The following is a 26,916-nucleotide window of genomic DNA, read 5'->3' as shown; positions in this document are numbered from 1 at the left end:
CGTGAAGTCGATCGTGCGGCGCGGCGCGATCGCCGCAGCGGCCGGAGTCGCCGCGTTCGCGGTCGGTCGCGCGGTTCGTGGTAGGCGCCCCGGCAACACCCCGCCGCCATCGGCCCCGCCGCCACCACCGGTCCAGTTGCCACCGCGCGACGTGTCGGTGGCCGCAGCCGAGCGCCTCATACGGCGCAAGTGGTGGGTGTCCCTGACCTTGATGCTGGCAGGTCTGGCACTGCTCACCGGCATGACCGTCATCGCCGACCTGGCCGAGACCCGGTTCCAGGACCTGGCGGAACACGGTGCGCGGGTCGAGGGCGTCGTCGTCGCCGTCACCCACTCCGAGTCGGGCAAGTACGCGGGCCCGATGGAGGTCCGCTTCCCGGTCGACGGCGTCGACCGCGTCCGCACGCTCGGCCGGGACAACACGAGCCCGACCGTCCACGTCGGCGACCGCGTCACGATCTTCTACGACCGCGCCGACCCGGAACGGATCGCGTCCCCCGGCGTCCCCGACGACCCCGGCGGTCTGACCGCTCTCGGCCTGGTCATGGGGATCCCCGGCATCCCCCTGCTGCCCACCGGAATCGTTCTGTTCACCGCCGCCGACCGCCGCACCCGCGCGATCCGCCGCTCCGGCTGGCGCTCGGGCGTGGCGTCCCAGCGTCGAGGCGACCACAAGCTCGTGAAGATCACGTGGACCGACGACCACGGCGGCGTGATCCACTTGCAACTGGTCGACGAGCCCACCCGCACACCCGTCCCGCCGGAGATCACCAGGGGCCCGGTACTGGTCGGCGGCAAGGGAAAGAGCATGGTGATCGCCTCGGCGACCTCCCCCGTGGTGCAGTTCGCCAAGGAACGCCCATGACCCCGAGGCGAACGGAACGACCGGTGACGTCGTGCGTGAGCGGCTCTCACATCCGAAACACGCACACATAGGCTGATCCGATGGATGTCTACCAAGCCATCACCCGCCGCCGGGACGTGCGCGCCGAGTTCACCGGTGCCGCGCTCGACGACGAGACGCTGCACCGCGTCCTGGACGCCGCCCACGCGGCACCCAGCGTGGGCATGTCCCAACCCTGGGACTTCGTCATCGTCCGCGATCCCGACACCCGCGCCACCTTCCACCACCACGTGCACACCGAGCGCGCCCGGTTCGCCGCGGGTCTGACCGGGGAGCGGGCCGCCACCTTCGACCGGATCAAGATCGACGGAATCCTGGAGTCCACCCTCTCGATCGTCATCACCTACGACCCCGACCGCGGCTCGCCCGCCGTGTTAGGCAGGCACGCGATCGCCGACGCCGGTCTCTACTCCGTCTGTCTGGCGATCCAGAACCTCTGGCTGGCCGCGACAGCCGAGGGATTGGGGGTGGGTTGGGTAAGCTTTTACCAAGAGGACTACCTCCGGTCCCTCCTGGGTATCCCGGCGACGGTCCGGCCGGTCGCCTGGCTCTGCCTCGGTCCGGTCGAGCGGCTGCAGGAGGTCCCGGACCTCGAACGGCACGGTTGGCGAAGCCGGCTGCCGCTGGAGCGGGTCGTGCACCACGAGCGCTACACCCCGCGCGCGGACACCGGCTGACTCCCAGGGAGGCGGCGTGGCGAAGCGGGCACTTGTTCTGGGCGGCACGGGCATGTTGGCGGGCTGCACGGCCCGTCTGGTCGCGGGCGGTTGGCACGTCGTGCTGCCGAGCCGCCGGTACGCACCGCTGGCCACCGACCGCGGCCTCGGCCGCGCGCTTTGGGTGGAGGCGGATTGGTCCGCTCCACGCGCTCTGGCGCGGCGCGCGGGTCACGTTCTGGAAGGACCCGCCGATCTGGTGATCGCGTGGCTGGACGACTCCGCCCGCCTGTCGGTGCTGCGCGCGGTGGAGCCACTGCTGGCCCCGGGCGCGCCGGTCATCGAGGTCTACGGCGTCACCGACCACGCGCCGCGCCCGGCCACCACCCTGCCCGCGCACCCGACCCAGCACGTCGTGCTCGGGGTCGTCGGGTACGCGGGCCGTACGCGGTGGTTGAGTTCGGCGGAGGTCACGGCCGCCATCGTGGACGCCGTCGACCGGGCGCTGACGCACCGCACCCCGTCCGTCCACTACATCGGCGACGGCGACAGCCCGGCCATTCCCAGTCAGCGCGAGCGGTCCGGTGTCGGGCCGCTTTCGGTGTCCGGTCGCCCGTAGCCGTTTTACCGGCCGCCGCGCCGCTTCTTCGCGCGGCGGCGGGCGGCCGCGCTCCGGTAGGCCTGCGCCTTGGCGCGGTCGGCCTTGCCCCCGCCCTTGCCGTCCGGCTCGCGCACCGCGCCGCGGACGACCGCCAGCACTGCCACGCCCACCAGCGCTTTCACCACTCGGCGACGCCAGCGGCGGGGCTTGCCCGTCGCGGCGGATGGACCGTCGACCTTCGCCATGTCACCCTCCCCAGCACCCGGACGCCGCCCGGAATGCGGAGATCATGCCAGATCTTCCGCGGAATAGGGGAGTGGGCGTGTTCGGAGTGGACACGGATCGCGCGGGTATTCGGCGCGGCCGGGTTTCGTGATCGGCATTGCCCGGTGGGCAATTCCCGGGATCGTGGTCTATTCAGGTGCTTTCGTCGACCTGTTTCGCGGCCAGGAGCAGCAGTGGGGACGGGCGGGCCACGACCAACCGGGTGCCGCTGCCGCCGACCAGGACCGGGCCGTCGTGCAGCGCGCCCGCGACCGGGCTGGTGAGGTTCACCGCCAGGACCAGGTCGTCGTCGCCGTCGTCGAACCGCACCCGGGCCCGCCGCTTCGCCACGAGCTCCGCCTGACCCGACCGCCACTCGTGCGCGCGCAGGGCGCGGGTGCGGCGGACCCAGCGGACGACGCCGACCATGCCGCACGTGGTGAGCAGCAGGGCCAGGCCGAGCGCGCCGAGCATGAACAGGGTCAGCCAGCCCGGGTCGTGCGGCATGTCGGGGCCGGTGACCTGCTCGGGATCGTCGGGGTCGTAGTGCACGGTGATCGGGTCGCCGACCTTGCGGGTCGCGTCCTCGGTGCGCACCTCCCGCACCCGCTCGACCCCTGCCACCGTGAACCGCACCTCGACCGACGCCGACCCCCACCGGCTGCCCGGGTGGCTCGCCACCACCACACCGGCGGCGGGCTCACCCCGCACCAGCAGGCTCTCGAACCGTCCCCCGGAGATGACGACCCCGGCCGTGAACAGGCCGAACAGCAGCAGGCCCGCCACCACCATCAACGCACTGCGCCGCCGCATACCTCTGATCACATCCGGCGGAACGACGTCGGACCGCGTCATCGCACCCTCCCCAGTCGGGTGGGAGCATACGATCTGATGCGGATCCGGGTGGACCACACCTGGCAGGCGGTCGTTCTCCGCCGCCGGGTGGCCGGTTTCGGGGCGGGGCCAGGGGATCAGGGCCATTCGCGGGCGGCCTGGAGCATGGGGCCGCGGAGGTAGACGATGGTGATCCGGCGGCCGGTGCCGCCGATGAGGACCGGGCCGGTGCGGAGCTCGTCGGTCAGACTGTCGCCCGCGGAGTAGCCGGGGGTCAGGTGCAGGACGGTATCCGGCCAGTCGTCGAAGCGGACCTCCAGGATCCTGGGCCAGTCGGGGTGCGGGCGGGCGGTGCCGGGCCACCAGCCATGGCGCCGGACGGCGCGGGCGCGGCGGGCCCAGCGGGTCAGCGAGATCGAGCCGACGGTCGTCAGCAGCACGAACGCGCCGAGCGCGCCCGCCAGCAGGCCAAGCTGCCAGCCGGGCATGTTCGCGGTGATCCCGGCGGCGAGACGGTCCGGGTCGGCGGGGTCGTAGTAGATGGTGACCTGGTCGCCGACCGCGGGCTCCTGGTCGTCCAGGCTGAGCTCGCGCACCCGGTCGACGCCGTCGACGGGGAAGCGGACGCTCATCTTGTCGGTGTGGTTCGTGGTGTACACGGAGACGACCACGCCCGGCACCGCCACGCCGTGTTCGCGCAGCCCGGTGTAGCGATCATCGAGCAGGACGGAGGCGACGACGAACGCGGCGGCCGACACCACGCCGAGCAGGACCAGGACCAGCGCGCGTGTTCGCAGCCGCCGCACGGCCCGGGTCGCGACCTCCGGGGCCATCGAGGTGAAGTCGCGCGCGGGCAGGGGCAGCTGCCAGGGGCTGATGATCGCAGTGTGCAGCGACAACCGTCGGACATCTGCCAACCGCGCTTCCATCGCGCCCCCTCCCCAGTGCCGCGATCATGCCAGGCGCGCGGCGGGCGCGGGAACCCTCAGGTCCGATGTGGACCGACCAGTTGGCCCGGTCAGCCGCCGCGCAGGCCGCGCACGAGCATCAGCACCGAGTCGCGCACCTCCGCGCGGGTCTGCTCGGGTGCGAAGACCTGCCAGTCCAGCGCGACCACCAGCACGGTGCCGAACAGCGCGGACGCCGCCGTGGTCACCCGCACGCCCGCCGGGACCTGCCCGGTGTCGGCCAGCCGCTGGAGCTGCGCACGGATGATCGAGGTCACCTGTTCCCGAAGCAGCGTCAGGGTTTGTTGCCACTGCCCCGGCGTCCGCCACAGCTCGCTCACCAGCAGCTGGGCGAACGTCGGGTAGTCGGCGAAGAAGGCGAGCATGCCGTCGACCAGCAACGCCAGCGTGTCGCCAGCCTCGACCCCGGACTCCGCCGCGCGCAGGCGCTCGGCGAGCAGGTCGACGCCGTAGCGGAGGAGGGCGTCGATCAGGCCGTCCTTGCTGCCGAAGTTGTAGTACACGGTGCCCTTCGCGACCCCGGCCTCGGCGGCGATCTCGTCCACCGTCAGGCCGACCATGCCGCGGCTGCCCGCCAGCCGGAGGGTGGCCTCGAACAGCTTGCGCTTGGTGCGTTCGGTGCGTTCGCTCACAAGACCAGTTCCGGCTTGAGCCGGGCCGGGGTCCACACCCGCTGCCTGCGCGCGGCGAGGGTCGACAGCACGAGTCCTCCGATCAGGTAGGCCAGCAGCACCCCGATGTCCAGCCCGAGGCTCGACGCCGGTCCGCCGTAGAGCAGGTGGCGGAGCCCGTCCACCACGTACCCCATCGGCAGCGCCCGGTGCAGCGGGATCAGCGCGTCCGGCAGCGTCTGCCACGGGAACGTGCCGCCCGCGCTGATCAGCTGCAGGATCAGCACGACCAGCGCGACGAACTTACCCACCGGCCCGAGCAACGCGTTCAGCGCGTGCACCACGGCCACGAACGTCACCGACGTCAGCATCAGGAAGCCGAGCGTCGCGACCGGTCGCGCGGGGTGGATGCCGATCAGCGTGGTCACCGCCGCGTACATCACCACCACCTGCGCGACACCCAACACGGCCGGGGTGAGCCAGCCCGCCAACGCCGTGCGCGCCGCGGAGTGTCCCGCCGCCAGCGCGCGCGCCGAGAGCGGTCGGATCAACAGGAACAGCACGAACGCGCCGATCCACATCGCGAGACCGAGGAAGAACGGCGCCAAGCCGGCGCCGTAGCTGCCCGCGCTGTTCTCGCCGACAGTGTGTACAGCCACCGGGTCGCCGATCGTCTGCGCGGTGGCGTTGCGGGTGGCGTCGTCCGGGTGCGGGATCTGGTCCAGTCCGGCGGTGAGACCGTCCCGCAACTGGACAGTGCCATCGGCCAAGGTCTTGGTACCGGTCGCAAGCTGGTCGGTGCCGTCGACGGCGGTCTTCTCCCCGTCCTGCAACGCCACCGCGCCGTCGCGCAGCTTCACCGCGCCCGCCGACAGATCACGCGCACCGGTCGCCGCCTGTTCGATCCCGCCTGCCAGCGTCGGCGTCGCGGCGGCCAGCGCGGCATTGCCGTCGGACACCTGCTTGGCCCCGTCCGCCAGCGTGCGCAGTTGCCCCGCCGCGCCTTGGACCTGCGAGTTCGCCTGTTGGATCGGCGTCCGCAGCTCCCGCAGCCCGGTCATGATCTGGGTGATCTGCGCGTCCGACAGCCCGGCGGACTGCAACTGCGCACTGATCCCGCTGTCCAGGTCGCCCAGCTTGCCGGTCAGGTTCTGTGTCGCGCTCGCGAGCTGCCCGGCCGTGGTCGCCACCTGCTCGTTCCCGTCGGCCACCTGCTTGGCGCCCTTGGCCAGCTGTGCGGTCTGCGCGGGCAGTGACTTCGTCTTGTCCTGCAACGTGTTCAGCCCCGACGACAGCTTCGCCGACCCGCTCACGGCCGTGTTCAACCCGTCGGTCAGCTCGCCCGACCCGGCCAACAGCTTCCGCTGACCGTCCGCCAGCCGGGCCGCGCCTGCGTTCGCCTGCGACGCGCCGTCGGCCAGCTTGGTCGCGCCGTCGGCGGCCTGCCGGGTGCGGTCGTAGACCGTGCCGAAACCGACCAGGAACTTCTCCGCGGCCTGGGTGCCCACGGCGGCCGCCACCGACTTGCGCACCTCGCTGACCACCCGGTCCGCGATCGTGCCGACCAGGTAGTTGTTGGCGTCGTTGGTGGTCACCGTGATCAGGCCCTGACGCGGCGCGAACTGCGCGGACGAGCTCAGCGACGCGGAGAAGTCCTCGGGCAGGGTGATCGAGAACGTGAACTCGCCGGACCGCACCCCGTTCTCGGCGGTCACCGGGTCGGTCTGCCGCCAGTCGAACGCGCCCGACTCCCTGAGCTTCGCGGCGACCTCGACACCGGCGTCCAGCCTGCTGCCGTCCGCGTTGGTGGTGCCCCGGTCGGTGTTGACCAACGCGGCCGGGATCTTGTCCAGCCGGTTGTACGGGTCGGCGTTGGCGTAGAGGTACAGCGAGCCGTAGAGCAGCGGCACCAGCACCAGCGCGATCACTGCGAGCTTGGGCAGGGTGCCGGAGCTGACCCGGCGCAGTTCGTTGCGGGCGAGGCGGAACACACTCACGAGATCGACTCCAGGGGTGCGGGCTGGTCCGACTCGCCGAGCCGGGCCGCGTTGATGTGCAGGCTCTGGAAGATGAGCACCGCGGTCGAGGTGCCACACAGCACCACGACCGCTCGCCCCTGCCTGGCCTGCGCCAATGCCGTCGGGTACCAGTCATCGGGGTTGCTGGTGTGGCGGTCGGGGGTGTCCAGGACGAGCAGGTCCGCGCCGGGCCGGGTGGCGGCCAGCTCGGTCAGCAGCGCGACGCGGGCGGCGGGGGAGACGTCCTCGAACCGCGTGTCCGACACCAGGTCGTGCGCCTCCAGCAGCTGCCGCACGACCGCCTTGCGCGGCCGGGCCCCGGCCAGCGCCAACTCCTCGGCGATCACGTCCGCCACCCGCAGGTTCGGCTCCGGCGCGGTCACCGCGGGCGCGTCGACCAACACCGCGTGCGCCCGCAGCTCGGCCCCGCCGGGCGAGACACTCCCGGTCGACGGCGCGATCCGACCCGTCAACGCCAGTCCGAACGCGGTGTGCCCGTCGTTGGGCTCGCCCGCGACGACGGCGAGTTCCCCACCGCGCACCCGCAGTGACGTGGCCGACAGCAGCGGCCCGTGCGCCCCCTGCACCGCCACCTGGTCCGCATGGATCTCCACGCCGCCTCCTTAAACTGACTGGTCAGTTCAAATAGTGCGCCGAACGGGGCCGGGTCGCAAGCGGAGACGGGGTGACGCGCATGACTCGATCGAGCGAACGTCCGACCAGGACGTCCGCTCGGCACGGTTTCATTCATGATCGGTCCCGACGGGTCGGTCAGCGCAGGGCGCGCGCCGGGCGCACCTCCCAGACCGTCCACAGTGGCCGGTAGCCCTGCCGCGCCCAGAACACCGGGGACACCGGGTTCGGCGGGTTGTAGTACAGGAACGCCCCGGCCGCGCCCCGGTCGAGCAGCGTCCGGTGGGCCACGTCCATCAACGTCCGCCCGATCCCGGTCCCGCGCGCCGACGGCGTCACCGACAGGCAGTTCACATACCCCCACCGCCCGTGCCGCACCCGCGTCTCCGCCCACGTGCCCGCGGCCGACGTCGTGTGCCAGCCCTCCACGTGGCCGACCGCGACCCCCTCGCGCTCCGCGATCCACACCGGGTCACCCTGCGCCAGGTGCCTGCGCAGGGTGTCGCGCTTGATCGTGGCCGCGCCCGCGCGCACGATCGCGCCGCCGACCCGGGACGAGTACTCCACCTCGGCCATCGCCAGGCCCACCAGGCTGTCCAGGTCCGCGCCCACCGCGCGCCGCACGCGCACGTCCGCGCGGGTGGCGACAGGGGAGGAGGCGTCGGTGCGCACGGCCAGGACCGCCAGCGGAACGAACCCGTGCGACAGGAACGCCGCCGTCGCGTCGATGTCCCGGCTCGGCCAGTTGACCACGCACGCAGAGTCGCGTCCGGGCGCGGCCCGCGCGATCACCGCGGGCCACAGATCCAACAACGCCCGCATGCCGACCCCGCCGTGCGCACCTACCAACGGGTGCAGCTCCCACACCTCGGCCGTCGACCACAGCGTCTGCGGCGACCCGGGCGCCAACGTCGTGCGGGTGAGCATCCCCGCGACCCGATCACCGTCCGGCAGCGCCGCCGTCAACACCTCCCCGGCGGGAGGTTCGATGGCGGCGGGCAGCAACGCGTCGATCTCGGCGAAGTGCGCGGACTGGGCGCGCAGCAGCGGCCCGGTCACCTGTGGCAGCGGAAGATCGCCGTGCCGGGGAACCGCTCGCCGCGCAACGGGCTCCACTGGCCCCACTCGCGCGTGTGCCCCTCCGGCCACTCCGGCTCGATCAGGTCGAACAGCGTCAGCCCGGCCTCGTGCAGCGCGCGCACGTAGTCGCCGAGCGTGCGGTGGTGCTCGACGTAGGTGGGCGTGCCGTCGTCGTCGACCTCTACATAAGGAGTGCGGTCGAAGTAGGAACCGGTGACCACCAGACCGTCCGGTCCGGGATCGTCCGGGAACATCCAACGCATCGGGTGGTTTACCGCGAACGTCCACGTGCCGCCCGGCCGCAGCACGCGGGCCACCTCGCGGAACACCGCGCCCACGTCCGCTACGAACGGCACCGCGCCGAACGCCGAGCACGCGATGTCGAACGACTCCGACGCGAACGGCAACCGCTCCGCGTTAGCGCGTACCAACGCAGGGTGTGTGTCCGTCGCCGTGTTCGCCGCGGCCGCGTACCGCAACATCCCGCCGGACAGGTCCAACCCCACGACGCGCGCGCCCTGCTCCGTCAGCCACCGCGCGCACGGGGCCGAACCGCAGCCGATCTCCAGCACGTCCCGACCCGACACGTCACCGAGCAGCCGGGCGTCCTCCTCGCGCAGCGACTCCGGGCACCACATGAAGTCGCTGACCCCGAGGAAGTCCCCGTGCCTGCGGTGGTAGTCGTCGCTGTCCGCGTCCCACCAGGCGATGTTCGCCGCGACCGACTCCCGCGACCCCACCTCCCGGCGTGCCACCCCGGTCGTCCCCAGGACCCGCTCCGCGCTGGTATCGCTCGACACGCGGTCATCCTGTCAGCACACCGCGCCCGCCCGTGCGGCGGACTCGGGGCTCGCACGTGGGGGATGGCGGGCGGGTCTCGGACACACTGCACCCCGGGTTTGCCCGGTTATCGCGGGACCGCGTAGGATACATCCGCGCGGTGGTATCGCGCTGCCTCAGGTTTTCCTGCCCCGGGAGCACACCCCGGAACTGGGAATATCCCGGAGCGGCGTGGCGTTGGCGGTGTGGTTCCTGATCTTCCGGGTGTCCGTCGGCGACGACGATCCCGCGGCGCCAAGAACTGAACCCAGCGACCCCCAATCCGTACCGGAGCCACCTACCTAATGTCCACCGACACCACCATTGTCCCGGCTGCAGCCGCGCCGAAGCAGCAGGTCGCCATCAACGACATCGGGACAGAGGAGGAGTTCCTCGCCGCGATCGACGCGACGATCAAGTACTTCAACGACGGCGATATCGTCGAAGGCACGATCGTCAAGGTCGACCGGGATGAGGTCCTGCTCGACATCGGCTACAAGACCGAGGGTGTCATCCCCTCGCGCGAGTTGTCGATCAAGCATGATGTCGACCCCGCCGACGTGGTCAGCGTCGGTGACGAGGTCGAGGCCCTCGTTCTCCAGAAGGAGGACAAGGAGGGCCGCCTGATCCTGTCCAAGAAGCGCGCTCAGTACGAGCGGGCGTGGGGCACGATCGAGGCGCTCAAGGAGTCGGACGAGCCGGTCAAGGGCACGGTCATCGAGGTCGTCAAGGGTGGTCTCATCCTCGACATCGGCCTGCGCGGCTTCCTGCCCGCGTCGCTGGTCGAGATGCGCCGCGTGCGCGACCTGCAGCCGTACGTGGGCCGCGAGCTTGAGGCGAAGATCATAGAGCTGGACAAGAACCGCAACAACGTGGTTCTCTCCCGGCGCGCCTGGCTGGAGCAGACCCAGTCCGAGGTGCGCAGCGAGTTCCTCAACCAGCTGCAGAAGGGCCAGGTCCGCAAGGGCGTCGTGTCCTCGATCGTCAACTTCGGTGCCTTCGTGGACCTGGGTGGCGTGGACGGCCTGGTGCACGTCTCCGAGCTGTCCTGGAAGCACATCGACCACCCCTCCGAGGTCGTCGAGGTCGGCCAGGAGGTCACGGTCGAGGTCCTGGACGTCGACATGGAGCGCGAGCGCGTGTCGCTCTCGCTCAAGGCGACCCAGGAAGACCCGTGGCGCCAGTTCGCCCGTACCCACGCGATCGGCCAGATCGTGCCGGGCAAGGTCACCAAGCTGGTTCCGTTCGGCGCGTTCGTCCGGGTGGACGAGGGCATCGAGGGCCTGGTGCACATCTCCGAGCTGGCCGAGCGCCACGTGGAGATCCCGGAGCAGGTCGTGCAGGTCGGCAACGACGTCATGGTCAAGGTCATCGACATCGACCTGGAGCGGCGCCGGATCTCGCTGTCGCTCAAGCAGGCGAACGAGGGCTTCACCACGGAGACCGAGTTCGACCCGACCCAGTACGGCATGGCCGCCGAGTACGACACCGAGGGGAACTACATCTACCCCGAGGGCTTCGACCCGGACACCCAGGAATGGCAGGAAGGCTTCGAGAAGCAGCGCGAGGAGTGGGAGCGCCAGTACGCCGAGGCGCACACCCGCTACGAGCAGCACATGAAGCAGATCGCCAAGGCCGCAGAGGCCGACGCCGCCGCCGAGGCGGAGGGCGCCGCCAGCGGTGCCACGGGTGGCGACCAGAGCTACTCCTCCGCGGGGGCCGAGAAGCCCGCGCAGAGCGGTGGCACCCTGGCCAGCGACGAGCAGCTCGCCGCGCTCCGCGAGAAGCTGTCCGGCGGCGTCTGATCAGCCGACGGTAAGCACGCAGCACGTCCCGAGGGCCCCGCACCGATCCGGTGCGGGGCCCTCGGGCTATCTCCGGGGCTCGATCAGGTCCCACTGTTGCCGTATGGATCGCGGAACATCAATGTCACCGGTCCGAGTCGGGCTGTCACGCTTTTTCCCCTTTCCCGGTAAGGGTTTTCGACTTACCGTGTGCCGATGCGGACCATGCTGTCGGGGATCCCGGGGCGGCGCTTGCTCGTGGCGCTGCTCGCACTGTCGCTCGCCGCGTGTTCCGCGCAACCGCCCGCGAGCGGGCAGCGACCGACCCCGACACTGCCGCAGTTCAGCACCACGCCGCCGAAACCGCGCGCCGAGCGGACGCTCCCGGACAGTTGCGGCAAGGTCCTCACCCGCGCCGATCTCGACCAGACGCTGGAGTCCACGCTCACCGGCCGCACCGAGGTGGTGGTCGGGGTGGCGTTGCCGTCGATCGGACGCACCGGCCGGATCGACTGCTACTACGGCATTCCCGAAGGTCAGCCGAACGCGGCGGCGCCGTTGATCGTCGGTCTCGCCGGGTACACCGACGCGGCGAAGGCGGGGGAGCGGATCCAGGGCACGATCGACACCGAGCGGGACAAGGGGACCAAGCCGGTGGAGGTGGCGGTCGGCGCGGGCAAGGGCACGCTGCTCGACGGCGCCGACCACACGCTGATCGCCGCGCACGGGAAGATCACCGTCGCGGTGACGGCCAAGCCGACGCTGGTCACCGCCGAGCGGGCGGCGGAGGTACTGGGGAAACTGGCCGATCTCGCGCTCACCGAGCGCTGACCGTGCAACGGCTTGCGGAACAGCGCCGGATTCAGGCGGCGCGGACCAGCGGCGCCCACGCGCGCTCGGTCGCGGCCAGGGCGGCACGCCTGCGCAGACCGGCCATGCTGTGCCGGGCGGGCAGGATGATCCCCGCCAGCCAGGTGCGCCGGGCGACCTCCAGCGCGGCGGCCACGGACGGGTGCTGACCGCAGTACACCAGGCCCGGCGTGCCCAGCCGGTGCCTGCCGCGTTGCCTCAGGTCGCGCATCTGTTCCTCCGCATGGGTGACTACCTGGCCTCACCGTAGCCATCCCACATGCGAAAACACCGCAACTCCCCGGCGTGTCCCGGCGCATGTGGATAACTGTTCACCAGGGAAGATCGCATCCTGGAAGAATCGGTTCCATGTTGCGGGTGGGGTTGACGGGCGGGATCGGCTCGGGGAAGTCCACGGTGGCCGCCCGGCTGGCCGGACACGGCGCGTTGGTCGTGGACGCCGACCGGGTGGCGCGCGAGGTGGTCGAACCGGGCACCCCCGGCCTGGCCGCGGTGGTCGCCGAGTTCGGCGCGGACGTCGCGCCCGGCGGGGTGCTGGACCGGGGCAGGCTGGCGGGCATCGTGTTCGCCGACGCCGCCGCCCGGCAGCGGCTCAACGGGATCGTGCACCCGCTGGTCGGGGCGCGCACCGCCGAGCTGATCGCGGCCGCGCCGGAGGACGCCGTGGTGGTGCACGACGTGCCGCTGCTGGTGGAGAACGCCATGGGCGCGCTCTACCACCTGGTCCTGGTCGTGGACGCCCCGGTCGACACCCGGGTGTCCCGGTTGGTCACCCGCGGTCTCACCGAGACCGACGCGCGCGCCCGCATCGCCGCCCAGGCCACCGAGTGCGCCCGCCGCGCGGTCGCCGACGTCTGGCTGGACAACGGCGGCGCCCCGGACGACCTGCTCGCCGAGGTCGATGCGCTGTGGACCGATCGGCTGGTCCCGTACGAGGAGAACATCCGGCTGCGCAAGCACACCGACCGCGGCGCCCCGGTGCTGGTCGACCACGACCCCACCTGGACCACCCTGGCCGAGCGGATGCTGGCCCGGCTGCGGCTGGCGGTGGGCGACCGGGCCGTCCGCGTCGACCACGTCGGCTCCACCTCGGTGCCCGGGCTGGCAGCCAAGGACGTACTCGACTTCCAGGTCGTGGTGCCCGCGCTGGACGACTCGCTCGACGAGCCGCTTGCCGCAGCCGGTTTCCCCCGACTGCCCGGGTTCGACGAGGACGCCCCGCACCCGCCCGGCGGCGCGCCGACGCCCAAGCGCACACATGCCTCGGCCGACCCGGCCCGCTGGGCCAACGTGCACGTCCGTGCCGCCGACTCGCCGTTCACCCGCTACACGCTGCTGTTCCCGGCCTGGCTGCGCGCCGACGAGGCGGCCCGCGCCGAGTACGAGGCGGTCAAGCGCGGTCTCACCGCCGACGGCTTCGACTCCATCCCGGAGTACGGCCTGGCCAAGGAACCCTGGTTCGACCAGGCGATCCCCCGAGCCGACGCCTGGGCGGCATCGACCGGCTGGACCACCGGCTGACACTGCCCGGGATTCCGGGTCATATCCCGGTCCGGCGGTCCCGTCCCGCGACGTTCCCGGTGACGTGGTGCCGGTATGGCTGCCGGGCCGGGGACCGTGCCGGGCGGGGATGAGGGGGCGGGCGGCGGGAGGAAAACAACTCAGTAAGGCGGCCAGACCTCGAAGATGTGCTTGTAGGCGAGCCACGATGAGAGGTCGTGCCGGAACCGGCTGAGTTCCTCCAGGGTCCGGTGCACCGTGCACAGCGCCAGGTCGGCGTCGCCCACCCGCAGCACCCGACCGGCGACCGCGGCGGCGAACTCCTCCGAGCGCACGATCCGCGCCGTGGTGCCCGTGGTGGCGGCCAGGCCGAGCAGCAGGTCGGTGGTGCGCCAGGTCCGGCCGTCGCGCACGACCCGCACCGCGGTCAGCACGCTCGGTCCGCCCCTGGCGTGCCGGGAGCGCGGCTTGGGCTGGGTGAGCCGCAGGTTGAGCTCCGGCAGCAGCCAGGTCACCTCGGCGTCGTAGAACGGGTCCTCCGGGGTGGGGCTTTCCGTGCGGAGGCCCCAGCGCTCCACCTGGCAGGTGCGGAGCGTCCGGGTCATCCCGGACGAGTAGCTGCGAACCGCGGTGACCGTGTCGACGACGTCGGTCAGCTGCGGGGTGATGGCCGTGCCCACGGGGCCAGAGCGTAGTTGCGGACGTGCTCTGTGTGACGTCGGGGGTCGATTCGTTATGTAACGAGTCGTGCGCTCTCCGATATCGTTCAGGCGAATTGCCACCGCGAACGCTGACGTACCGTCGACTTCACCCCGATTTCACCACTATCGAAGTCGCCACGGAGCGGCGATGCCCCGCGTCGCCAGCCACCCGTCCACGTCGTACCCCGCGTGCGCCACCCCGTCCACCACCAGGTGCGCCCGCTCCATCGCCCGCCGCGCGGTCGACAGGTCGACCAGCCCGGCCCGCATCGCCGCCAGCAGCTCGTCCGAGTCCTCCACCCGCAGGTCCCGGCCGGTGCGCACAAGCACGTCCAGGTACAGGTCGACGGTCATCCACACCGGACCGTCGGTCACGTCCACCACGTCGATATAGAAGTCGTGGCCCAGGTCCACCCCGGGTCTGCCGCGCCACTTGGACACCCGCAGCCCGAGATCGGGCAGCAGCAGCGACTCGAAGTGCGCTATCCGCCGGTGTCCCTCGACCGGGCGGGACATGTACAGACCGTGCGCGGTCTCCCGGTACTCGTCGACCCGCCGGACGAAGCCCTTGGGGTCGGTGTTGGTCATCGCCGCCGGGTCGAAGTGCTCCACCTTGGGCGGGTGGATCTCGTGCTCGCGGTCGTTGCCGCGGGCGGGCGGCACCGGGATCGTGTGGTTCGCGCGCATGCCCACATCGTGCCTACCGATCCCCCCTCCGGCCCAGGGCTTTTGGTGGATTCCTGCCCCCCGAACGGGTGAGCGACCGCTATGCTCCCGCCCCGATCGGGTGGAACGCGGCGCGGAGGCAGTGAGTTTTGTTCGGGATCATCAGACCTTGTCGGCACCGGCTCTCGCCGACCCTGCGCACCTCGTGGCTGGCCCACCTGTGCGGGTTGTGCCTGGCGTTGCGCGACGACCACGGGCAGCTCGCCCGCACGGTCACCAACTACGACGGCCTGGTGATCTCCGCCCTGGTCGAGGCCCAGGCGCCGACCGTGGGCACGCGCCGGAAGGCGGGCCCGTGCCCGCTGCGCGGCATGCGGCCCGCCTCGGTCGCCGAGGGCGCGGGCGCGCGGCTGGCGGGCGCGGTGTCGCTGGTGCTGGCCGCGGCCAAGATGCGCGACCATGTCGACGACGGCGACGGCGCGTTCCGGCGCGCTCCGGTGGCGGGTGTCGCCCGACGGGTGGCGGGCCGGTGGGCGCGGCAGGGCGCGGAGACGGGGGAGCGGATCGGCTTCTCCACCGCCGTGCTGCTCGACGCGGTGAGCAGGCAGGGCGAACTGGAGCGCGGCCTGGGCACCGGGGCGTCGGTGCTGCTGGCCACCGAACCGACCGAGAGCGCAACCTCCGCCGCGTTCGCGCACACCGCCGTGCTCGCGGGCAAACCCGGCAACGCCGCGCCACTGGCCGAGGCGGGCAGGCTGTTCGGTCGGGTCGCGCACCTGCTCGACGCGGTCGAGGACCTCGACGAGGACGCGGCCACCGGTGCGTGGAACCCGCTCGCCGCCACCGGCACCACCCTGCCCGAGGCCCGCAGGCTCTGCGACGACGCGGTGTTCGGGGTGCGGCTGGCGCTGCGCGAGGCAGAGTTCGACGACGGAAAGCTCGTGCACGCGTTGCTGGTGCACGAGTTGCAGGCCGCGGTCACCCGCACGTTCGGCCATCTCGACGCGGACCGGCAAGACCCGAACTGGCGCGCGCCCCAGGCCCCGCCGCCGGGTTGGCGCCCACCGCCTGGACAGCATCCCGGCCAGCACCCGGGGCAGCGCCCGCCGGGGTGGGAGCCACCGCAGCCGCACGATCCGTCGCATTCGGACAAGTCCGGATGGGGTCGTCAGCGCGGTTGGTTCCACGGTTGCGCGGTGGCGTCTGTGTTGTGCTGCACCTGCCAGTACTGCTGCCGCGACCCGTACCACGACCCGTGGACCGGCGAGCCCAAGTCCGGCTGGTGCGCCAACTGCGACTGCGGCGACGGCTGCAGCGGCTGCGACTGCAACTGTTGCGATTGTGACTGCTGTTGTGACGGTTGCTGCTGCGATGGTTGCTGATCACCGCAGGTCCCCGGGCCGTGATCGCCGCCCGGGGACTGTCGGTGGTGGGGCGTAGCCTCGTGGCGTGGCGTTCCCGACCGAGAAGTCCGAGAAGAAGCGCGTGGCCGCCGAGAAGCGGGTCCTCGCGCACTCCGAGCACCGCCCCGTCAGCGACATCCCGCGCGCCGACGGGAAGTTCCGCATGGCCGCCGACTACCAGCCCGCGGGCGACCAGCCCGCCGCCATCGAGGAGCTGGAGCGGCGGGTCCGGGCAGGCGAGCAGGACGTCGTGCTGCTCGGCGCCACCGGCACCGGCAAGTCGGCCACCACGGCCTGGCTGATCGAGCGGGTGCAGCGGCCGACGCTGGTGATGGCGCCGAACAAGACCCTGGCCGCCCAGCTGGCCAACGAGCTGCGCGGGTTCTTCCCGGACAACGCGGTCGAGTACTTCGTCAGCTACTACGACTACTACCAGCCAGAGGCCTACATCCCGCAGACCGACACCTACATCGAGAAGGACTCGTCGATCAACGACGACGTGGAGCGGCTGCGCCACTCGGCCACCATGAGCCTGCTCTCCCGCCGCGACGTGATCGTGGTGGCCTCGGTGTCCTGCATCTACGGCCTGGGCACCCCGCAGTCCTATCTGGACCGCTCGATCGGGCTCAAGGTCGGTGCCGAGCTCGACCGCGACCTGTTCCTGCGCGCGCTGGTCGACGTGCAGTACACCCGCAACGACATCGCTTTCGCCCGCGGCACCTTCCGCGTCCGCGGCGACACCGTGGAGATCATCCCGGCGTACGAGGAGCTGGCCATCCGGGTCGAGTTCTTCGGCGACGAGATCGACAAGCTGTACTACCTGCACCCGCTTACCGGCGACATCGTCCGCGAGTGCGACGAGCTGCGCATCTTCCCGGCCACCCACTACGTCGCCGGCCCGGACCGGATGGAGCGGGCCATCGGCGGCATCGAGCGGGAGCTGGAGGAGCGGCTGGCCGAGCTGGACAAGCACGGCAAGCTGCTGGAGGCCCAGCGGCTGCGCATGCGCACCGCCTACGACATCGAGATGATGCGCCAGGTCGGCTTCTGCTCCGGCATCGAGAACTACTCCCGGCACATCGACGGCCGCGCCGCCGGGACCGCGCCCGCCACCCTGATCGACTACTTCCCGGACGACTTCCTGCTGGTCATCGACGAGTCGCACAACACCGTCCCGCAGATCGGCGGCATGTTCGAGGGCGACATGTCCCGCAAGCGCAACCTGGTCGAGCACGGCTTCCGGCTGCCGAGCGCGGTCGACAACCGCCCGCTGACCTGGGAGGAGTTCACCCAGCGGATCGGCCAGACGATCTACCTGTCGGCCACCCCCGGCCCGTACGAGCTGGGCCAGGCGGGCGGCGAGTTCGTCGAGCAGGTCATCCGCCCGACCGGCCTGATCGACCCGGAGGTGGTGATCAAACCGACCGAGGGCCAGATCGACGACCTGGTGCACGAGATCCGCGTCCGCGCCGAGCGCGATGAGCGCGTCCTGGTCACCACGCTGACCAAGAAGATGGCCGAGGACCTCACCGACTACCTGCTGGAGCTGGGCATCCGCGTCCGCTACCTGCACTCGGAGGTCGACACCCTGCGCCGCGTCGAGCTGCTGCGCCAGCTGCGCATCGGCGAGTTCGACGTGCTGGTCGGCATCAACCTGCTGCGCGAGGGCCTCGACCTGCCCGAGGTGTCCCTGGTCGCGATCCTGGACGCGGACAAGGAGGGCTTCCTGCGCAGCACGACGTCGCTGATCCAGACCATCGGCCGCGCCGCCCGCAACGTCTCCGGCCAGGTCCACATGTACGCCGACAAGATCACCGACTCGATGCGCAACGCCATCGAGGAGACGGACCGCCGCCGGGCCAAGCAGACCGCCTACAACGAGGAACGCGGCCTCGACCCGCAGCCGCTGCGCAAGAAGATCGCCGACATCCTCGACCGCGTCTACACCGAGGCCGAGGACGACGAACCGGTCCCGATCGGCGGCTCCGGCCGCAACGCCTCCCGCGGCAAGCGCGCCACCGGCGAACCCGGCAACACCCGCAGCGCGGGCATCGTCGGCGAACGCGACGTGAAGTCCATGCCGCGCGCGGAACTCGCGGACCTGGTGCAGCAGCTCACCGACCAGATGATGAACGCCGCCCGCGACCTCCAGTTCGAACTGGCCGCCCGCCTCCGCGACGAAATCCACGACCTGAAGCGAGAACTCCGCGGCATGGACGCCGCGGGCATCAGCTGACCCATCGGTGTCCCGGGGCATTCTCGCCTCGGGACACCGAAAGCGCCATACGGCCGTCCGTCCGTGGGTGGCTATCGTGTGTCCGTGCCGGAACGCCCGCTGCTGTTCCTCGACATCGACGGAACCCTCTTACCCTTCGGCCCCACCGACACCCGCCCCGCCTCCCCACCCCCGGCGAACCCGCTACTGGCCGGACTCGACCCCACCCACGGCGCCCGCCTCCTGGCCCTGCCCTGCGACCTGATGTGGGCGACCACCTGGATGCACGAGGCCAACGAGATCCTCTCCCCGGCCCTCGGCCTACCCCGGCTTCCCGTGGTCGACTTCCCGGACTCGCTGGACCAGGACCTGCTGCACTGGAAAACCAGAACCCTGGCCCGAACCGCGGCCACCCGCCCGTTCATCTGGCTCGACGACGAGATCACCGCCCTGGACCGCACCTGGGTATCAAGACACCACCCGACGCAGGCCCTCCTCCACCCCGTCGACCCCAGCCGTGGCCTCACCCCCGCCGACTTCACCATTCTCGCCGAATGGCTCCGGGCCACCAACCCAGCCTGATCGCCGCACCGGCTCACTCCGGTGAGCCGACGCCGCACGTGCCGGGTCAGGCGGGTTGTTCGACTGCCTCGACCGGAACCGGCCGCAAATACCGGGAGACGGTTCGCCGCAGGTGCTCGGCGTGCAGGTAGATGTCCTCCAGCGAGTTCAACGGCACCCGCGTCTCGGTCTTGTTCTCGTCGAACACGCCGAGGTACTTCTTCGACCGGTTGAGCCAGAGCCGGGCGATCGGCTTGCGGTTGTTGTCATCCAACAACACCGCGAAGTACGTTTTCCCGTCCCGACCGACCACCCGGGTGCTCGCCACCTCGCTGCACGCGATGGCCCGCACGATCCGGTACCCCTCCAGCTCCTCCTCGGTCGTCTCGATGTCACCGACCGCCTGCGCCTGGTCCCCGTCGTCGCCTGCCGCCTCGGCCAGTTCGGCCTGCTCGGCGGCAGCGGGCGCGGAGATGCTGACATAGGAGCCCGGTCCACCCAGGGCGCTTTTGAGCCGGTCGTTGACCTGCTCGTTGAGGAACTGGTGCATCGCCTTCTCGACCAACGGACCGAATTGCTCGCGGATTCGCTGGGTGAACGACCCCTCGTAGACCCGGGTGGTCAGGAACCGCACCCAACCGTCGGACGGGTCCTTGAACAACGACGCCAGCTCGCGCTTCAACTGCCCGATGTACTTCAGCTCGCCCGCCGCGCTGATCACCGAGTCCAGGTCGAACGACTCCTTGGTCAGCTTCGCCAGTTCGGGGAGCAGGGTCGGATCGATGTCGGCGAAGTCCAGCACCAGGAACGGTTTCGAGTCCATCCGGTTCGGCGCGTCCAGATCGGTGTAGAACCGGTACACCTCGCCATTGGTCAGGACCGCGATCCGCGCGTTCGTCACCGCGAAGTACCGGTACAGCTGCGACGCGCCCTCCAGGGTCAGCGGGTCGTTGACCTTCTTGGCCTCGACCAGCACCTGCACCTGTCCGTTGTGGACGATGGCGTAGTCGATCTTCTCGCCGCGCTTGGTGCCGACGTCCGCGGTGAACTCGGGGATGACCTCGTCCGGGTTGAACACGTCGTAACCGAGCACCATGCTGATGAACGGCATCACAAAGGCGTTCTTGGTCGCCTCCTCGGTCTCGATTCCGGCCTTGTGCTTCCGGATCTTCAGGGCCAGTGCCTGGGCCCGGTCCGCGATCTCCATGGCGAACGCCCCATTTCCACGCATTCGAGGTTCGCCCGGCCCGTGCCCTGACGTCGTTCCTCGATCCGTTCGTGCGCCGTAGATCGAGCCGTTGTGTCGGGGCGTTACCGCCATATCGCGCGTTCGGTCCCGATTTACCTCGACTGGTGGAAAATCGTCGGGAATACGAGTTCCCTCTTGACTTCGCCCGCGGGTCGCGGAGTGAGGCGCGGATGCTCACCCCGCGACCCCGTCCCTCACGCGGCCGCCGTGGTGCGTTCGGCGAGGGCGCGGCCCGTGCCCGCCGCCCGTTCGTGCGCGTCCACCGCCGACTGTTTCGCCAACGGGACCAGCTCCGCCATCGCCGGGTTCACCTCGGCCAACGTCAGCTCCGCCGCCACCACGGTCACCTCGCCCCCCAGTACATCCTGGAAGATCCGCACCAGCCACGGCGTCGCGTGATCCCACCCCTCGCGCGGCGTCCCGGGCCCATAGCCCCCACCCCGCGCGATCGTGAACGCCACCGGCTTGCCTGCCAGCGGCTGCTTCCCGGGCGCGAACTCCGGGTGCGTGAGCAGCAGGTCGATCCACGTCTTCAGGTGCTGCGAGACCCCGAAGTTGTACAGCGACGTGGCGATCAGCACCGAGTCCGCCGCCAGCACCTCGTCCCCGACGGTCCCCGCCAGCGCGAGCGCCGCCCGCTGGTCCGGTGTCCGGTCGGCCTCGGGTGTGGCCGCGGCCTGCAACGAGTCGGACCAGGCGGACGCGGGGACCGGGTCGGTGCCCAGGTCGCGGCGGACGACGTCGCCCGCGGGGTGGGTGTCGAGCCAGGACGTGGTGACGGTGTCGGCGAGCGCTCGGCTGACCGAGTCGGTCACCCGGATGCTGCTGTCGACGCGGAGCAGGGCCATGAATTCCTCCCGAAATCAGATCGTCTGCAATACAGACTATCTTGCTCACAGATCAGCCGACTGTCCAGTCCCGTGTCGTACGATGAGGCCGTGACCACACCCGCCGTCGCCGCCGATCTGGGGTGGGCGCTGGGTGCGGTGTTCCGCGGCTACCTGCGCGCCGCCGACCGGGTGCTGTCCGGCCTGCCCGGCGGGCCGCGTGGCTTCCAAGTGCTCACCACCGCCATCGAGGGTGAGCAGTGCAGCCAGCAGACGCTCGCGCACCGGCTCGGCATCGACAAGACCGTGATGACCTACCTCATCGACGACCTGGAACGCTCCGGTCTCGTCGAACGCAAGCCCGATCCGGCCGATCGCCGCGCCCGCCTGCTGTTCGCCACCGACGCGGGCCGCGCCCGACACGCCGAGACGGCCGAGGAACTGCGCCAGGCCGAGGAATGGGTGCTCAGCCCGCTCAGCGCCGCCGAACGCGACACACTGCGCGACCTGCTCAGGAAACTCGCCACCTGGCAGGACGACGGCACCCACTCGGCCTGCGCGGTGGTCCAGGACGCCGCGGCCCGCCTGCACGACGGCGAAGTCTGCTAGTGCGGCCGACACCCGGACCTACGCGTCCGGCGACCTGGTCGTCGGGTTGTGCTGCCGCCCTGCCCAAACGGACGAAACGTGCCGACCCGGGTATTCCGACAACGTCGCCTGCGGGTGAGGACTCGTTCCGGCAGTGTTGATCTAGCCCCGGGTGAGCCCGCGAATGCTCGGCACCAGCGCCGCCACACCGGTCGCCACGGCCACCAGCACCGCCAGCCCGGTCAACGTCGCCGCCGTGCCGAACACACCGGCGACCGGCCCCGTGGCGATCTCCCCGATCGGGATGGCCGCGAACGAGCCCACCGCGTCATACGAGTACACCCGCGCGAGCTTGTCCGCGGGCACGTTCTCCTGTAGCGAAACGTCCCAGGCGACCGCGAACTGCTCGATCGCGACCCCACCGACGAAGTTCGCCACCAACAACGGCACCACCACCGGGACATGCGCCAACAACAGCAACGGCACCGCCTCCACCGAGACCGCCACCGTGCCGAACCACAACGCCCGACGAGGCTGCCACCGGCTCGCCAGCACCCCGCCGACCAGCCCGCCGACGGTCTGCGCGCCGAGGATGAACCCCCACGCCATCCGCCCGAACGAGCCGTCCGCGATCGACGGCCCGAGTACCTGCGTGCCGCCCACCACGGCGGCGTTCACGACCATGAACACCACCACGATCGACCACAGCCAGGTGCGCGAGGAGAACTCGGTCCAGCCCTCGCGCAGGTCGGCCAGCGGCCGGGTGGGCGCGTCGATGTCGATCTCGGGCGCGTGCACCCGCGCGTACCAGTGCGCGGCCAGCGCGAACACGACCGCGGTGGCCGCCATCGCCCAGCCGGGCCGGGTCATCGCGGTGAGCATGCCGCCCAGTGACGAGCCCACGATCAGCGCCGTGTTCGTGCCCATCCGTGCCACCGCGTTCGCCTGCCGGATCATCGTCGGCGGCACGGTCTGCGGGGTGAGCGCGGAGGCCGCGGGCAACGACGCGGCCGAGACCGCGCCGTTGACCACGCTCAACACCACCAACAGCGGGACCGAGGCGAACCCGAGGAGCACAGCCAGCGCCGTGGCCGCCTGGGAGGCGGCCGCGGCGAGGCTGGCCCCGGACAGGATCACCCCGCGCGGGAGTCGGTCGGCCAGGATGCCGCCCACCAGGAGCAGTGCCACGTTCGCCACCGACCGCGCGCCGACGACCAGGCCGAGGGCCACCACCGACCCGGTGAGGTCGAGCACGGCGAACGCCAGCGCCACCGGGGCGACGGCGTTGCCGAGATAGGTGGTGACCCGGCCCAGCGCCAGCCTGCGGAACATCGGCTCCCGCAGCGGGGCGAGCATCCCGGCCGACCGGCTCACACGCCGTCCAGCTCGAACGCCGAGATCGTCGTGCTCACCCGCACCGTGCCGGGTGTGCGCGGCGGCTGCGCGGCGTCGCGCAGTCGCGAGTTGAGATCACGGACGTCGGCGACCAGGTTCTCCCAGACCTCCTGGTCGATCCACAGCTCCGCGCTGGCCACCTCGGGGGTGCCCGGCGGTGTGCTGCCCAGCCCGGCGGCGAGCGCCCTGGCCAGCAGGGCGTCCTCCTCCGGGCCGCGCGGCGCGGCGACCGCGGGCGGGTCGTGCCGGTACCGCTTGGCGATCCCGCCGCGGATCGCCACCTCCTCGACGATCCCCACCAGCCCCGCGTCCGCCAGCTTGCGCAGGTGGTAGCTGATGTTCGGTTGACTGTCGCCGAGCTCCCTGGCCACCTCGGCCGCGCTCATCGCGCGTTCGGTGACCAGGGACAGGATGCGCATTCGAAGGGGATGCGCGAGCGCGCGCATCCCGTGCAAGGTCGAGCGTGAATCCCCCATGTTCATACAGCGAGTTTCTGAACGCGGACCAACCGTGTCAAATGCCTATGCTGCGGTTGGCCTAACGCCGTACGGTCGCGCGCCTGCTCAGCTCGACCGGGCACGCCGCCTGCCGCCCGGCGCGGGCGGCTTGGGCGGGGTGGCCTCCGCGGGCTCCACGGGCTCGTCCAGGGACGCGGTGCCCTCGGTCATCTCGCGCAGCAACTCGTCGAAGATCGGCGTGGACATCACGTTCTGGTTCGCCATCTGGCCTCCCTCGCTACCCGGCTGGGGAGGAACCTACCCCGGTGTCCGCTCCGTCCCGGTCATTCGGGAGGTCCCACGATCGGGGGAACCGGGCGGTGGTCGACGGCGGCTACCCATGGGTAATACTGGCGCCATGACCGACGAGCTGGTGTCCCTGCGGGTCGAGATCACCGGTCACGTGGCGGAGGTGACCCTGCTCGGTCCCGGCAAGGGCAATGCCATGGGCCCCGACTTCTGGCGTGAGCTGCCGCTGGTCTTCGCGGGCCTGGACGCCGACCCCGAGGTCCGCGCCGTCGTGCTGACCGGCTCTGGCGCGAACTTCTCCTACGGCCTCGACCTGCCCGCGATGATGGGTTCCTGGGCGGGCCTGCTGGACGGCACCGCACTTGCCGCGCCGCGCACCGACTTCCTGCGCGAGATCCGCGCCCTGCAGGCCGCCGTGTCGTCCGTCGCCGCCTGCCGCAAGCCGGTGATCGCCGCCGTCGGCGGCTGGTGCGTCGGCGGTGGTCTGGACGTCATCGCCGCCGCCGACATCCGGCTGGCGAGCGCCGACGCGAGGTTCAGCCTGCGCGAGGTCCGGGTCGCCATCGTCGCCGACCTGGGCAGCCTCCAGCGGCTGGCGGGCGTCATCGGCGAGGGGCACCTGCGCGAGCTGGCCTTCACCGGCAAGGACATCGACGCGGACCGGGCGGCGCGCATCGGACTGGTGAACGACATCGTCCCGGACGTGCTCGCCGCGGCCCGAGAGCTGGCCGCGGAGATCGCCGCCAACCCGCCACTGGTCGTGCAGGGCACCAAGGACGTGCTCGACCACGCCCGCGAACCCCGCGTCGCCGACGCCCTGCGCTACGTGTCGACGTGGAACGCGGCGTTCCTGCCCAGCAAGGACCTGGGTGAGGCGGTCCAGGCTTTCCTGGAACGCCGCCCACCCCGTTTCACCGGCCAGTGATCGCCACCCGGGCCTGCGGCCGCCCCTTGTGCCGCCGCGCGAGGCATCGGGGCAAAGGCTTGCCCCGCAACCCGATGGCGACCACGGGCACCGACCGGTGGGCCGGGGCCCGACCGGCAGGGGCTTGGCGGGGGAGACCCGGCTGGGGCAGGCTTCGGGGCGGACAGCGGTGTCGGTGTGCGGAGGTGGCGGCGTGGGCGAGGCGACCACAGCGTTTCGGGCGGCTCGGGATTTCCTGATCGAGCACGGCGACGACTACCGGCGCGCCTACGCGGACTTCGAATGGCCCCGGTTCGACACCTTCAACTGGGCGCTGGACTGGTTCGACGTGATCGCCGCCGAGCCGCCGACCGCCGAGCGGGTCGCGTTGTGGATCGTGGAGGAGGATGGCGGCGAGCGGAAGTGGACCTTCGCCGAGCTGTCCCGCCGCTCGAACCAGGTCGCGTGCTGGCTGCGGGACCAGGGTGTGCGGCGCGGCGACCGGGTGATCCTCATGCTCGGCAACCAGGGCGAGCTGTGGGAGACCATCCTGGCCGCGATCAAGCTCGGCGCGGTGATCATCCCGGCGTCCACCCTGCTCGCCCCCGCCGACCTGCGCGACCGCGTCGATCGCGGCGCGGCCCGGCACGTGGTGGCCCGAGCGGTGGACGCACCCAAGTTCGCCGACGTCCCCGGCGACTACACCCGCGTCGCCGTCGGTGGCACCGTGGACGGCTGGTTGTCCTATGCGGACACCGAAGGCGCCTCGGCCGAGTACGCACCGGACGGTCCGACCAAGGCCACCGACCCGCTACTGCTCTACTTCACCTCCGGCACCACCGCTCGCCCGAAACTGGTCGGCCACACGCATGTGTCCTACCCGGTCGGTCATCTGTCCACGATGTACTGGATCGGCCTGCGCCCCGGCGACGTCCACCTCAACATCTCCTCGCCCGGCTGGGCGAAACACGCCTGGAGCAACGTCTTCGCACCGTGGAACGCGGAGGCCACGGTGTTCATCCACAACTACACCCGCTTCGACCCGGCCGCGCTCATGTCCGAAATGGATCGCTGTGGCGTCACGAGCTTCTGTGCCCCGCCCACGGTGTGGCGGATGCTGATCCAGTCCGACCTCACCAGGCTCGCCACCCCGCCGACGAAGGTCGTCGGCGCGGGGGAGCCGCTCAACCCCGAGGTGATCGAACAGGTCTCCCGCGCCTGGGGCGTGACGATCCGGGACGGTTTCGGCCAGACCGAGACGAGCGTGCTGGTCGCCAACACGCCCGGTCAGCCGGTGAAACCCGGGTCGATGGGCAGGCCGCTGCCCGGCTTCACCGTCAACCTGGTCGACCCGGTCACCGGCGAGACCGCCGACGAGGGCGAGATCGGCGTGGCCCTCGCAGGCGACCCGGTGGGGGTCATGGTGGGCTACGCCGACGACCCCGACCGCACCACCGAGGTCATGCGCGACGGCCACTACCACACCGGCGACGTCGGCTCCCGCGACGCGGACGGCTACATCACCTACGTGGGCCGCGCCGACGACGTGTTCAAGGCGTCGGACTACCGCATCTCCCCGTTCGAGCTGGAGAGCGTCCTCATCGAACACCCGGCCGTCGCCGAGGCCGCCGTCGTCCCGTCCCCGGACCCGGTCCGGCTGGCGGTGCCCAAGGCGTACGTGGTGCTGGCGGCCGGACACGAGCCGACCGCCGACACCGCCCGGTCCATCCTGGCGTTCGCCCGCGAGAACCTGGCCCCCTACAAGCGAATCCGCCGCCTGGAGTTCGCCGACCTGCCCAAGACGATCTCCGGCAAGATCCGCCGCGTCGAACTGCGCTGCCGCGAGAACGAGATTCACGCGGGCCCCGCCGCGGTCTCGGGTGAGTACGCGGACACGGACTTCCCCGACCTGCGCTGACCGCTCGATGGCGGCTGAGGCTCGACCTCCCGGTTCAGGCCGCTAGGCGCTGTCCTGCAAGTCCGGCACGCGCTATCCGCGCCCGTGCGGCCAGTGGCCGCACGGGCGGAAAGCCCAAGTACAACCCGGTACGTGCGGCTTCCCGCCCGCACGCCCAGAGACCGCGCGGATCACGGATCCCGCGCACCAGACTTACCGGAC

28 protein-coding genes are annotated in these 26,916 nt (G+C 71.2%); 12 read left to right on the top strand and 16 right to left on the bottom strand.

The window, feature by feature from the left end:
- The first annotated feature begins 1 nt into the window (after position 1).
- The 3 genes from C503_RS0118145 to C503_RS39800 all read left to right on the top strand — a co-directional run bounded on the left by C503_RS0118145 (position 2) and on the right by C503_RS39800 (position 2,179).
- Positions 2 to 865 carry a DUF3592 domain-containing protein gene (locus C503_RS0118145; RefSeq protein ID WP_018683644.1) on the top strand — a complete coding sequence of 288 codons (864 nt, stop codon included), beginning with the start codon at positions 2 to 4 and terminating at the stop codon, positions 863 to 865.
- A gap of 80 nt (positions 866 to 945) precedes the next feature.
- Entirely contained in the window at positions 946 to 1,581 is a 636-nt protein-coding gene (gene bluB / locus C503_RS0118140; protein WP_018683643.1) for a 5,6-dimethylbenzimidazole synthase, read from the top strand.
- Between the two features lie 16 nt (positions 1,582 to 1,597).
- Positions 1,598 to 2,179: a Rossmann-fold NAD(P)-binding domain-containing protein gene (locus C503_RS39800; protein WP_018683642.1), complete on the top strand. Its 582-nt coding sequence runs from the start codon at positions 1,598 to 1,600 to the stop codon at positions 2,177 to 2,179.
- Between the two features lie 5 nt (positions 2,180 to 2,184).
- Here the strand turns inward: C503_RS39800 and C503_RS0118130 are convergent, their stop codons facing one another.
- The 8 genes from C503_RS0118130 to C503_RS0118095 all read right to left on the bottom strand — a co-directional run bounded on the left by C503_RS0118130 (position 2,185) and on the right by C503_RS0118095 (position 9,369).
- Positions 2,185 to 2,406 carry a hypothetical protein gene (locus tag C503_RS0118130; RefSeq protein WP_018683641.1) on the bottom strand — a complete coding sequence of 74 codons (222 nt, stop codon included), beginning with the start codon at positions 2,404 to 2,406 and terminating at the stop codon, positions 2,185 to 2,187.
- A 172-nt stretch (positions 2,407 to 2,578) separates the two neighbouring features.
- The gene (locus C503_RS0118125) at positions 2,579 to 3,280 is read right to left on the bottom strand and encodes a DUF3592 domain-containing protein (protein ID WP_018683640.1); all 702 of its coding nucleotides are present in this window, start codon (positions 3,278 to 3,280) and stop codon (positions 2,579 to 2,581) included.
- Between the two features lie 116 nt (positions 3,281 to 3,396).
- A complete protein-coding gene (locus C503_RS0118120; RefSeq protein WP_018683639.1) occupies positions 3,397 to 4,188 on the bottom strand; it encodes a DUF3592 domain-containing protein in 792 nt (263 codons plus the stop codon).
- 89 nt (positions 4,189 to 4,277) lie between these two features.
- A complete protein-coding gene (locus C503_RS0118115) occupies positions 4,278 to 4,859 on the bottom strand; it encodes a TetR/AcrR family transcriptional regulator (protein ID WP_018683638.1) in 582 nt (193 codons plus the stop codon).
- Entirely contained in the window at positions 4,856 to 6,835 is a 1,980-nt protein-coding gene (locus tag C503_RS0118110; RefSeq protein WP_018683637.1) for a YhgE/Pip domain-containing protein, read from the bottom strand. Before C503_RS0118110 ends, C503_RS0118115 begins: the two co-directional genes overlap by 4 nt.
- Positions 6,832 to 7,470 carry an ABC transporter ATP-binding protein gene (locus tag C503_RS39795; RefSeq protein WP_018683636.1) on the bottom strand — a complete coding sequence of 213 codons (639 nt, stop codon included), beginning with the start codon at positions 7,468 to 7,470 and terminating at the stop codon, positions 6,832 to 6,834. Before C503_RS39795 ends, C503_RS0118110 begins: the two co-directional genes overlap by 4 nt.
- Before the next feature lie 157 nt (positions 7,471 to 7,627).
- Complete coding sequence (locus tag C503_RS0118100) at positions 7,628 to 8,548, bottom strand: GNAT family N-acetyltransferase (RefSeq protein WP_018683635.1); 921 nt, start codon at positions 8,546 to 8,548, stop codon at positions 7,628 to 7,630.
- Positions 8,545 to 9,369: a class I SAM-dependent methyltransferase gene (locus tag C503_RS0118095; protein WP_018683634.1), complete on the bottom strand. Its 825-nt coding sequence runs from the start codon at positions 9,367 to 9,369 to the stop codon at positions 8,545 to 8,547. The genes C503_RS0118100 and C503_RS0118095 overlap by 4 nt, the downstream gene beginning before the upstream one ends.
- Positions 9,370 to 9,693: 324 nt before the next feature.
- Between C503_RS0118095 and rpsA the strand changes: the two genes are divergently transcribed.
- Positions 9,694 to 11,193: a 30S ribosomal protein S1 gene (gene rpsA, locus C503_RS0118090; protein WP_018683633.1), complete on the top strand. Its 1,500-nt coding sequence runs from the start codon at positions 9,694 to 9,696 to the stop codon at positions 11,191 to 11,193.
- Between the two features lie 195 nt (positions 11,194 to 11,388).
- A complete protein-coding gene (locus C503_RS0118085; RefSeq protein ID WP_018683632.1) occupies positions 11,389 to 12,003 on the top strand; it encodes a hypothetical protein in 615 nt (204 codons plus the stop codon).
- A gap of 31 nt (positions 12,004 to 12,034) precedes the next feature.
- Here the strand turns inward: C503_RS0118085 and C503_RS0118080 are convergent, their stop codons facing one another.
- The gene (locus C503_RS0118080) at positions 12,035 to 12,253 is read right to left on the bottom strand and encodes a hypothetical protein (protein WP_018683631.1); all 219 of its coding nucleotides are present in this window, start codon (positions 12,251 to 12,253) and stop codon (positions 12,035 to 12,037) included.
- 137 nt (positions 12,254 to 12,390) lie between these two features.
- Between C503_RS0118080 and coaE the strand changes: the two genes are divergently transcribed.
- Positions 12,391 to 13,563 carry a dephospho-CoA kinase gene (coaE, locus tag C503_RS0118075; RefSeq protein ID WP_018683630.1) on the top strand — a complete coding sequence of 391 codons (1,173 nt, stop codon included), beginning with the start codon at positions 12,391 to 12,393 and terminating at the stop codon, positions 13,561 to 13,563.
- A 140-nt stretch (positions 13,564 to 13,703) separates the two neighbouring features.
- Here coaE and C503_RS0118070 read toward each other — a convergent pair whose 3' ends face one another.
- Positions 13,704 to 14,222, bottom strand: a complete 519-nt coding sequence (locus tag C503_RS0118070; RefSeq protein ID WP_018683629.1) for a ribonuclease FAU-1 family protein — start codon at positions 14,220 to 14,222, stop codon at positions 13,704 to 13,706.
- A 144-nt stretch (positions 14,223 to 14,366) separates the two neighbouring features.
- The gene (locus C503_RS0118065; protein WP_018683628.1) at positions 14,367 to 14,930 is read right to left on the bottom strand and encodes a ribonuclease FAU-1 family protein; all 564 of its coding nucleotides are present in this window, start codon (positions 14,928 to 14,930) and stop codon (positions 14,367 to 14,369) included.
- Positions 14,931 to 15,058: 128 nt separating this feature from the next.
- Here C503_RS0118065 and C503_RS0118060 point away from each other — a divergent pair, with 128 nt between their 5' ends.
- From C503_RS0118060 to C503_RS0118050, 3 genes are all read left to right on the top strand, one after another.
- A complete protein-coding gene (locus tag C503_RS0118060) occupies positions 15,059 to 16,291 on the top strand; it encodes a DUF5685 family protein (RefSeq protein WP_018683627.1) in 1,233 nt (410 codons plus the stop codon).
- Between the two features lie 67 nt (positions 16,292 to 16,358).
- A complete protein-coding gene (uvrB, locus tag C503_RS0118055; protein ID WP_018683626.1) occupies positions 16,359 to 18,548 on the top strand; it encodes an excinuclease ABC subunit UvrB in 2,190 nt (729 codons plus the stop codon).
- A gap of 84 nt (positions 18,549 to 18,632) precedes the next feature.
- Entirely contained in the window at positions 18,633 to 19,109 is a 477-nt protein-coding gene (locus C503_RS0118050; RefSeq protein ID WP_211222415.1) for an HAD domain-containing protein, read from the top strand.
- Between the two features lie 46 nt (positions 19,110 to 19,155).
- Here C503_RS0118050 and C503_RS0118045 read toward each other — a convergent pair whose 3' ends face one another.
- The gene (locus C503_RS0118045) at positions 19,156 to 20,295 is read right to left on the bottom strand and encodes a type I restriction endonuclease (protein ID WP_018683624.1); all 1,140 of its coding nucleotides are present in this window, start codon (positions 20,293 to 20,295) and stop codon (positions 19,156 to 19,158) included.
- A gap of 236 nt (positions 20,296 to 20,531) precedes the next feature.
- Entirely contained in the window at positions 20,532 to 21,185 is a 654-nt protein-coding gene (locus C503_RS0118040; RefSeq protein WP_018683623.1) for an FMN-dependent NADH-azoreductase, read from the bottom strand.
- A gap of 90 nt (positions 21,186 to 21,275) precedes the next feature.
- Here C503_RS0118040 and C503_RS0118035 point away from each other — a divergent pair, with 90 nt between their 5' ends.
- Positions 21,276 to 21,773, top strand: coding sequence for a MarR family winged helix-turn-helix transcriptional regulator (locus C503_RS0118035; RefSeq protein WP_156893295.1), 498 nt, complete (start codon positions 21,276 to 21,278; stop codon positions 21,771 to 21,773).
- Positions 21,774 to 21,914: 141 nt separating this feature from the next.
- Here C503_RS0118035 and C503_RS0118030 read toward each other — a convergent pair whose 3' ends face one another.
- From C503_RS0118030 to C503_RS46025, 3 genes are all read right to left on the bottom strand, one after another.
- The gene (locus C503_RS0118030) at positions 21,915 to 23,126 is read right to left on the bottom strand and encodes an MFS transporter (protein WP_018683621.1); all 1,212 of its coding nucleotides are present in this window, start codon (positions 23,124 to 23,126) and stop codon (positions 21,915 to 21,917) included.
- Entirely contained in the window at positions 23,123 to 23,566 is a 444-nt protein-coding gene (locus tag C503_RS0118025; protein ID WP_018683620.1) for an ArsR/SmtB family transcription factor, read from the bottom strand. The genes C503_RS0118030 and C503_RS0118025 overlap by 4 nt, the downstream gene beginning before the upstream one ends.
- Before the next feature lie 144 nt (positions 23,567 to 23,710).
- The gene (locus C503_RS46025) at positions 23,711 to 23,869 is read right to left on the bottom strand and encodes a hypothetical protein (protein ID WP_018683619.1); all 159 of its coding nucleotides are present in this window, start codon (positions 23,867 to 23,869) and stop codon (positions 23,711 to 23,713) included.
- A gap of 133 nt (positions 23,870 to 24,002) precedes the next feature.
- Here C503_RS46025 and C503_RS0118015 point away from each other — a divergent pair, with 133 nt between their 5' ends.
- Positions 24,003 to 24,818 (top strand): crotonase/enoyl-CoA hydratase family protein, encoded by an 816-nt coding sequence (locus C503_RS0118015; RefSeq protein ID WP_018683618.1) that lies wholly within the window; start codon positions 24,003 to 24,005, stop codon positions 24,816 to 24,818.
- Between the two features lie 193 nt (positions 24,819 to 25,011).
- Positions 25,012 to 26,715, top strand: a complete 1,704-nt coding sequence (locus C503_RS0118010; protein WP_018683617.1) for an AMP-binding protein — start codon at positions 25,012 to 25,014, stop codon at positions 26,713 to 26,715.
- The last annotated feature ends 201 nt before the right edge of the window (positions 26,716 to 26,916 follow it).

Origin of the sequence: Actinokineospora enzanensis DSM 44649, from assembly GCF_000374445.1 — a bacterium.
GTDB classification, from domain to species: domain Bacteria; phylum Actinomycetota; class Actinomycetes; order Mycobacteriales; family Pseudonocardiaceae; genus Actinokineospora; species Actinokineospora enzanensis.
Note: the sequence above shows the minus strand (reverse complement) of the source record. Positions and strands in the feature narration are given on the sequence as shown.

Bases quoted from the DNA above. Each gene is read 5' to 3' on its own strand.
- bluB (WP_018683643.1), top strand. From the start codon at position 946: ATGGATGTCTACCAAGCCATCACCCGCCGCCGGGACGTGCGCGCCGAG.
- C503_RS0118130 (WP_018683641.1), bottom strand. From the start codon at position 2,406: ATGGCGAAGGTCGACGGTCCATCCGCCGCGACGGGCAAGCCCCGCCGC.
- C503_RS0118125 (WP_018683640.1), bottom strand. From the start codon at position 3,280: ATGACGCGGTCCGACGTCGTTCCGCCGGATGTGATCAGAGGTATGCGG.
- C503_RS0118120 (WP_018683639.1), bottom strand. From the start codon at position 4,188: ATGGAAGCGCGGTTGGCAGATGTCCGACGGTTGTCGCTGCACACTGCG.
- rpsA (WP_018683633.1), top strand. From the start codon at position 9,694: ATGTCCACCGACACCACCATTGTCCCGGCTGCAGCCGCGCCGAAGCAG.
- C503_RS0118085 (WP_018683632.1), top strand. From the start codon at position 11,389: ATGCGGACCATGCTGTCGGGGATCCCGGGGCGGCGCTTGCTCGTGGCG.
- C503_RS0118080 (WP_018683631.1), bottom strand. From the start codon at position 12,253: ATGCGCGACCTGAGGCAACGCGGCAGGCACCGGCTGGGCACGCCGGGC.
- coaE (WP_018683630.1), top strand. From the start codon at position 12,391: ATGTTGCGGGTGGGGTTGACGGGCGGGATCGGCTCGGGGAAGTCCACG.
- C503_RS0118065 (WP_018683628.1), bottom strand. From the start codon at position 14,930: ATGCGCGCGAACCACACGATCCCGGTGCCGCCCGCCCGCGGCAACGAC.
- C503_RS0118045 (WP_018683624.1), bottom strand. From the start codon at position 20,295: ATGGAGATCGCGGACCGGGCCCAGGCACTGGCCCTGAAGATCCGGAAG.
- C503_RS0118040 (WP_018683623.1), bottom strand. From the start codon at position 21,185: ATGGCCCTGCTCCGCGTCGACAGCAGCATCCGGGTGACCGACTCGGTC.
- C503_RS0118025 (WP_018683620.1), bottom strand. From the start codon at position 23,566: ATGCGCATCCTGTCCCTGGTCACCGAACGCGCGATGAGCGCGGCCGAG.
- C503_RS46025 (WP_018683619.1), bottom strand. From the start codon at position 23,869: ATGGCGAACCAGAACGTGATGTCCACGCCGATCTTCGACGAGTTGCTG.
- C503_RS0118015 (WP_018683618.1), top strand. From the start codon at position 24,003: ATGACCGACGAGCTGGTGTCCCTGCGGGTCGAGATCACCGGTCACGTG.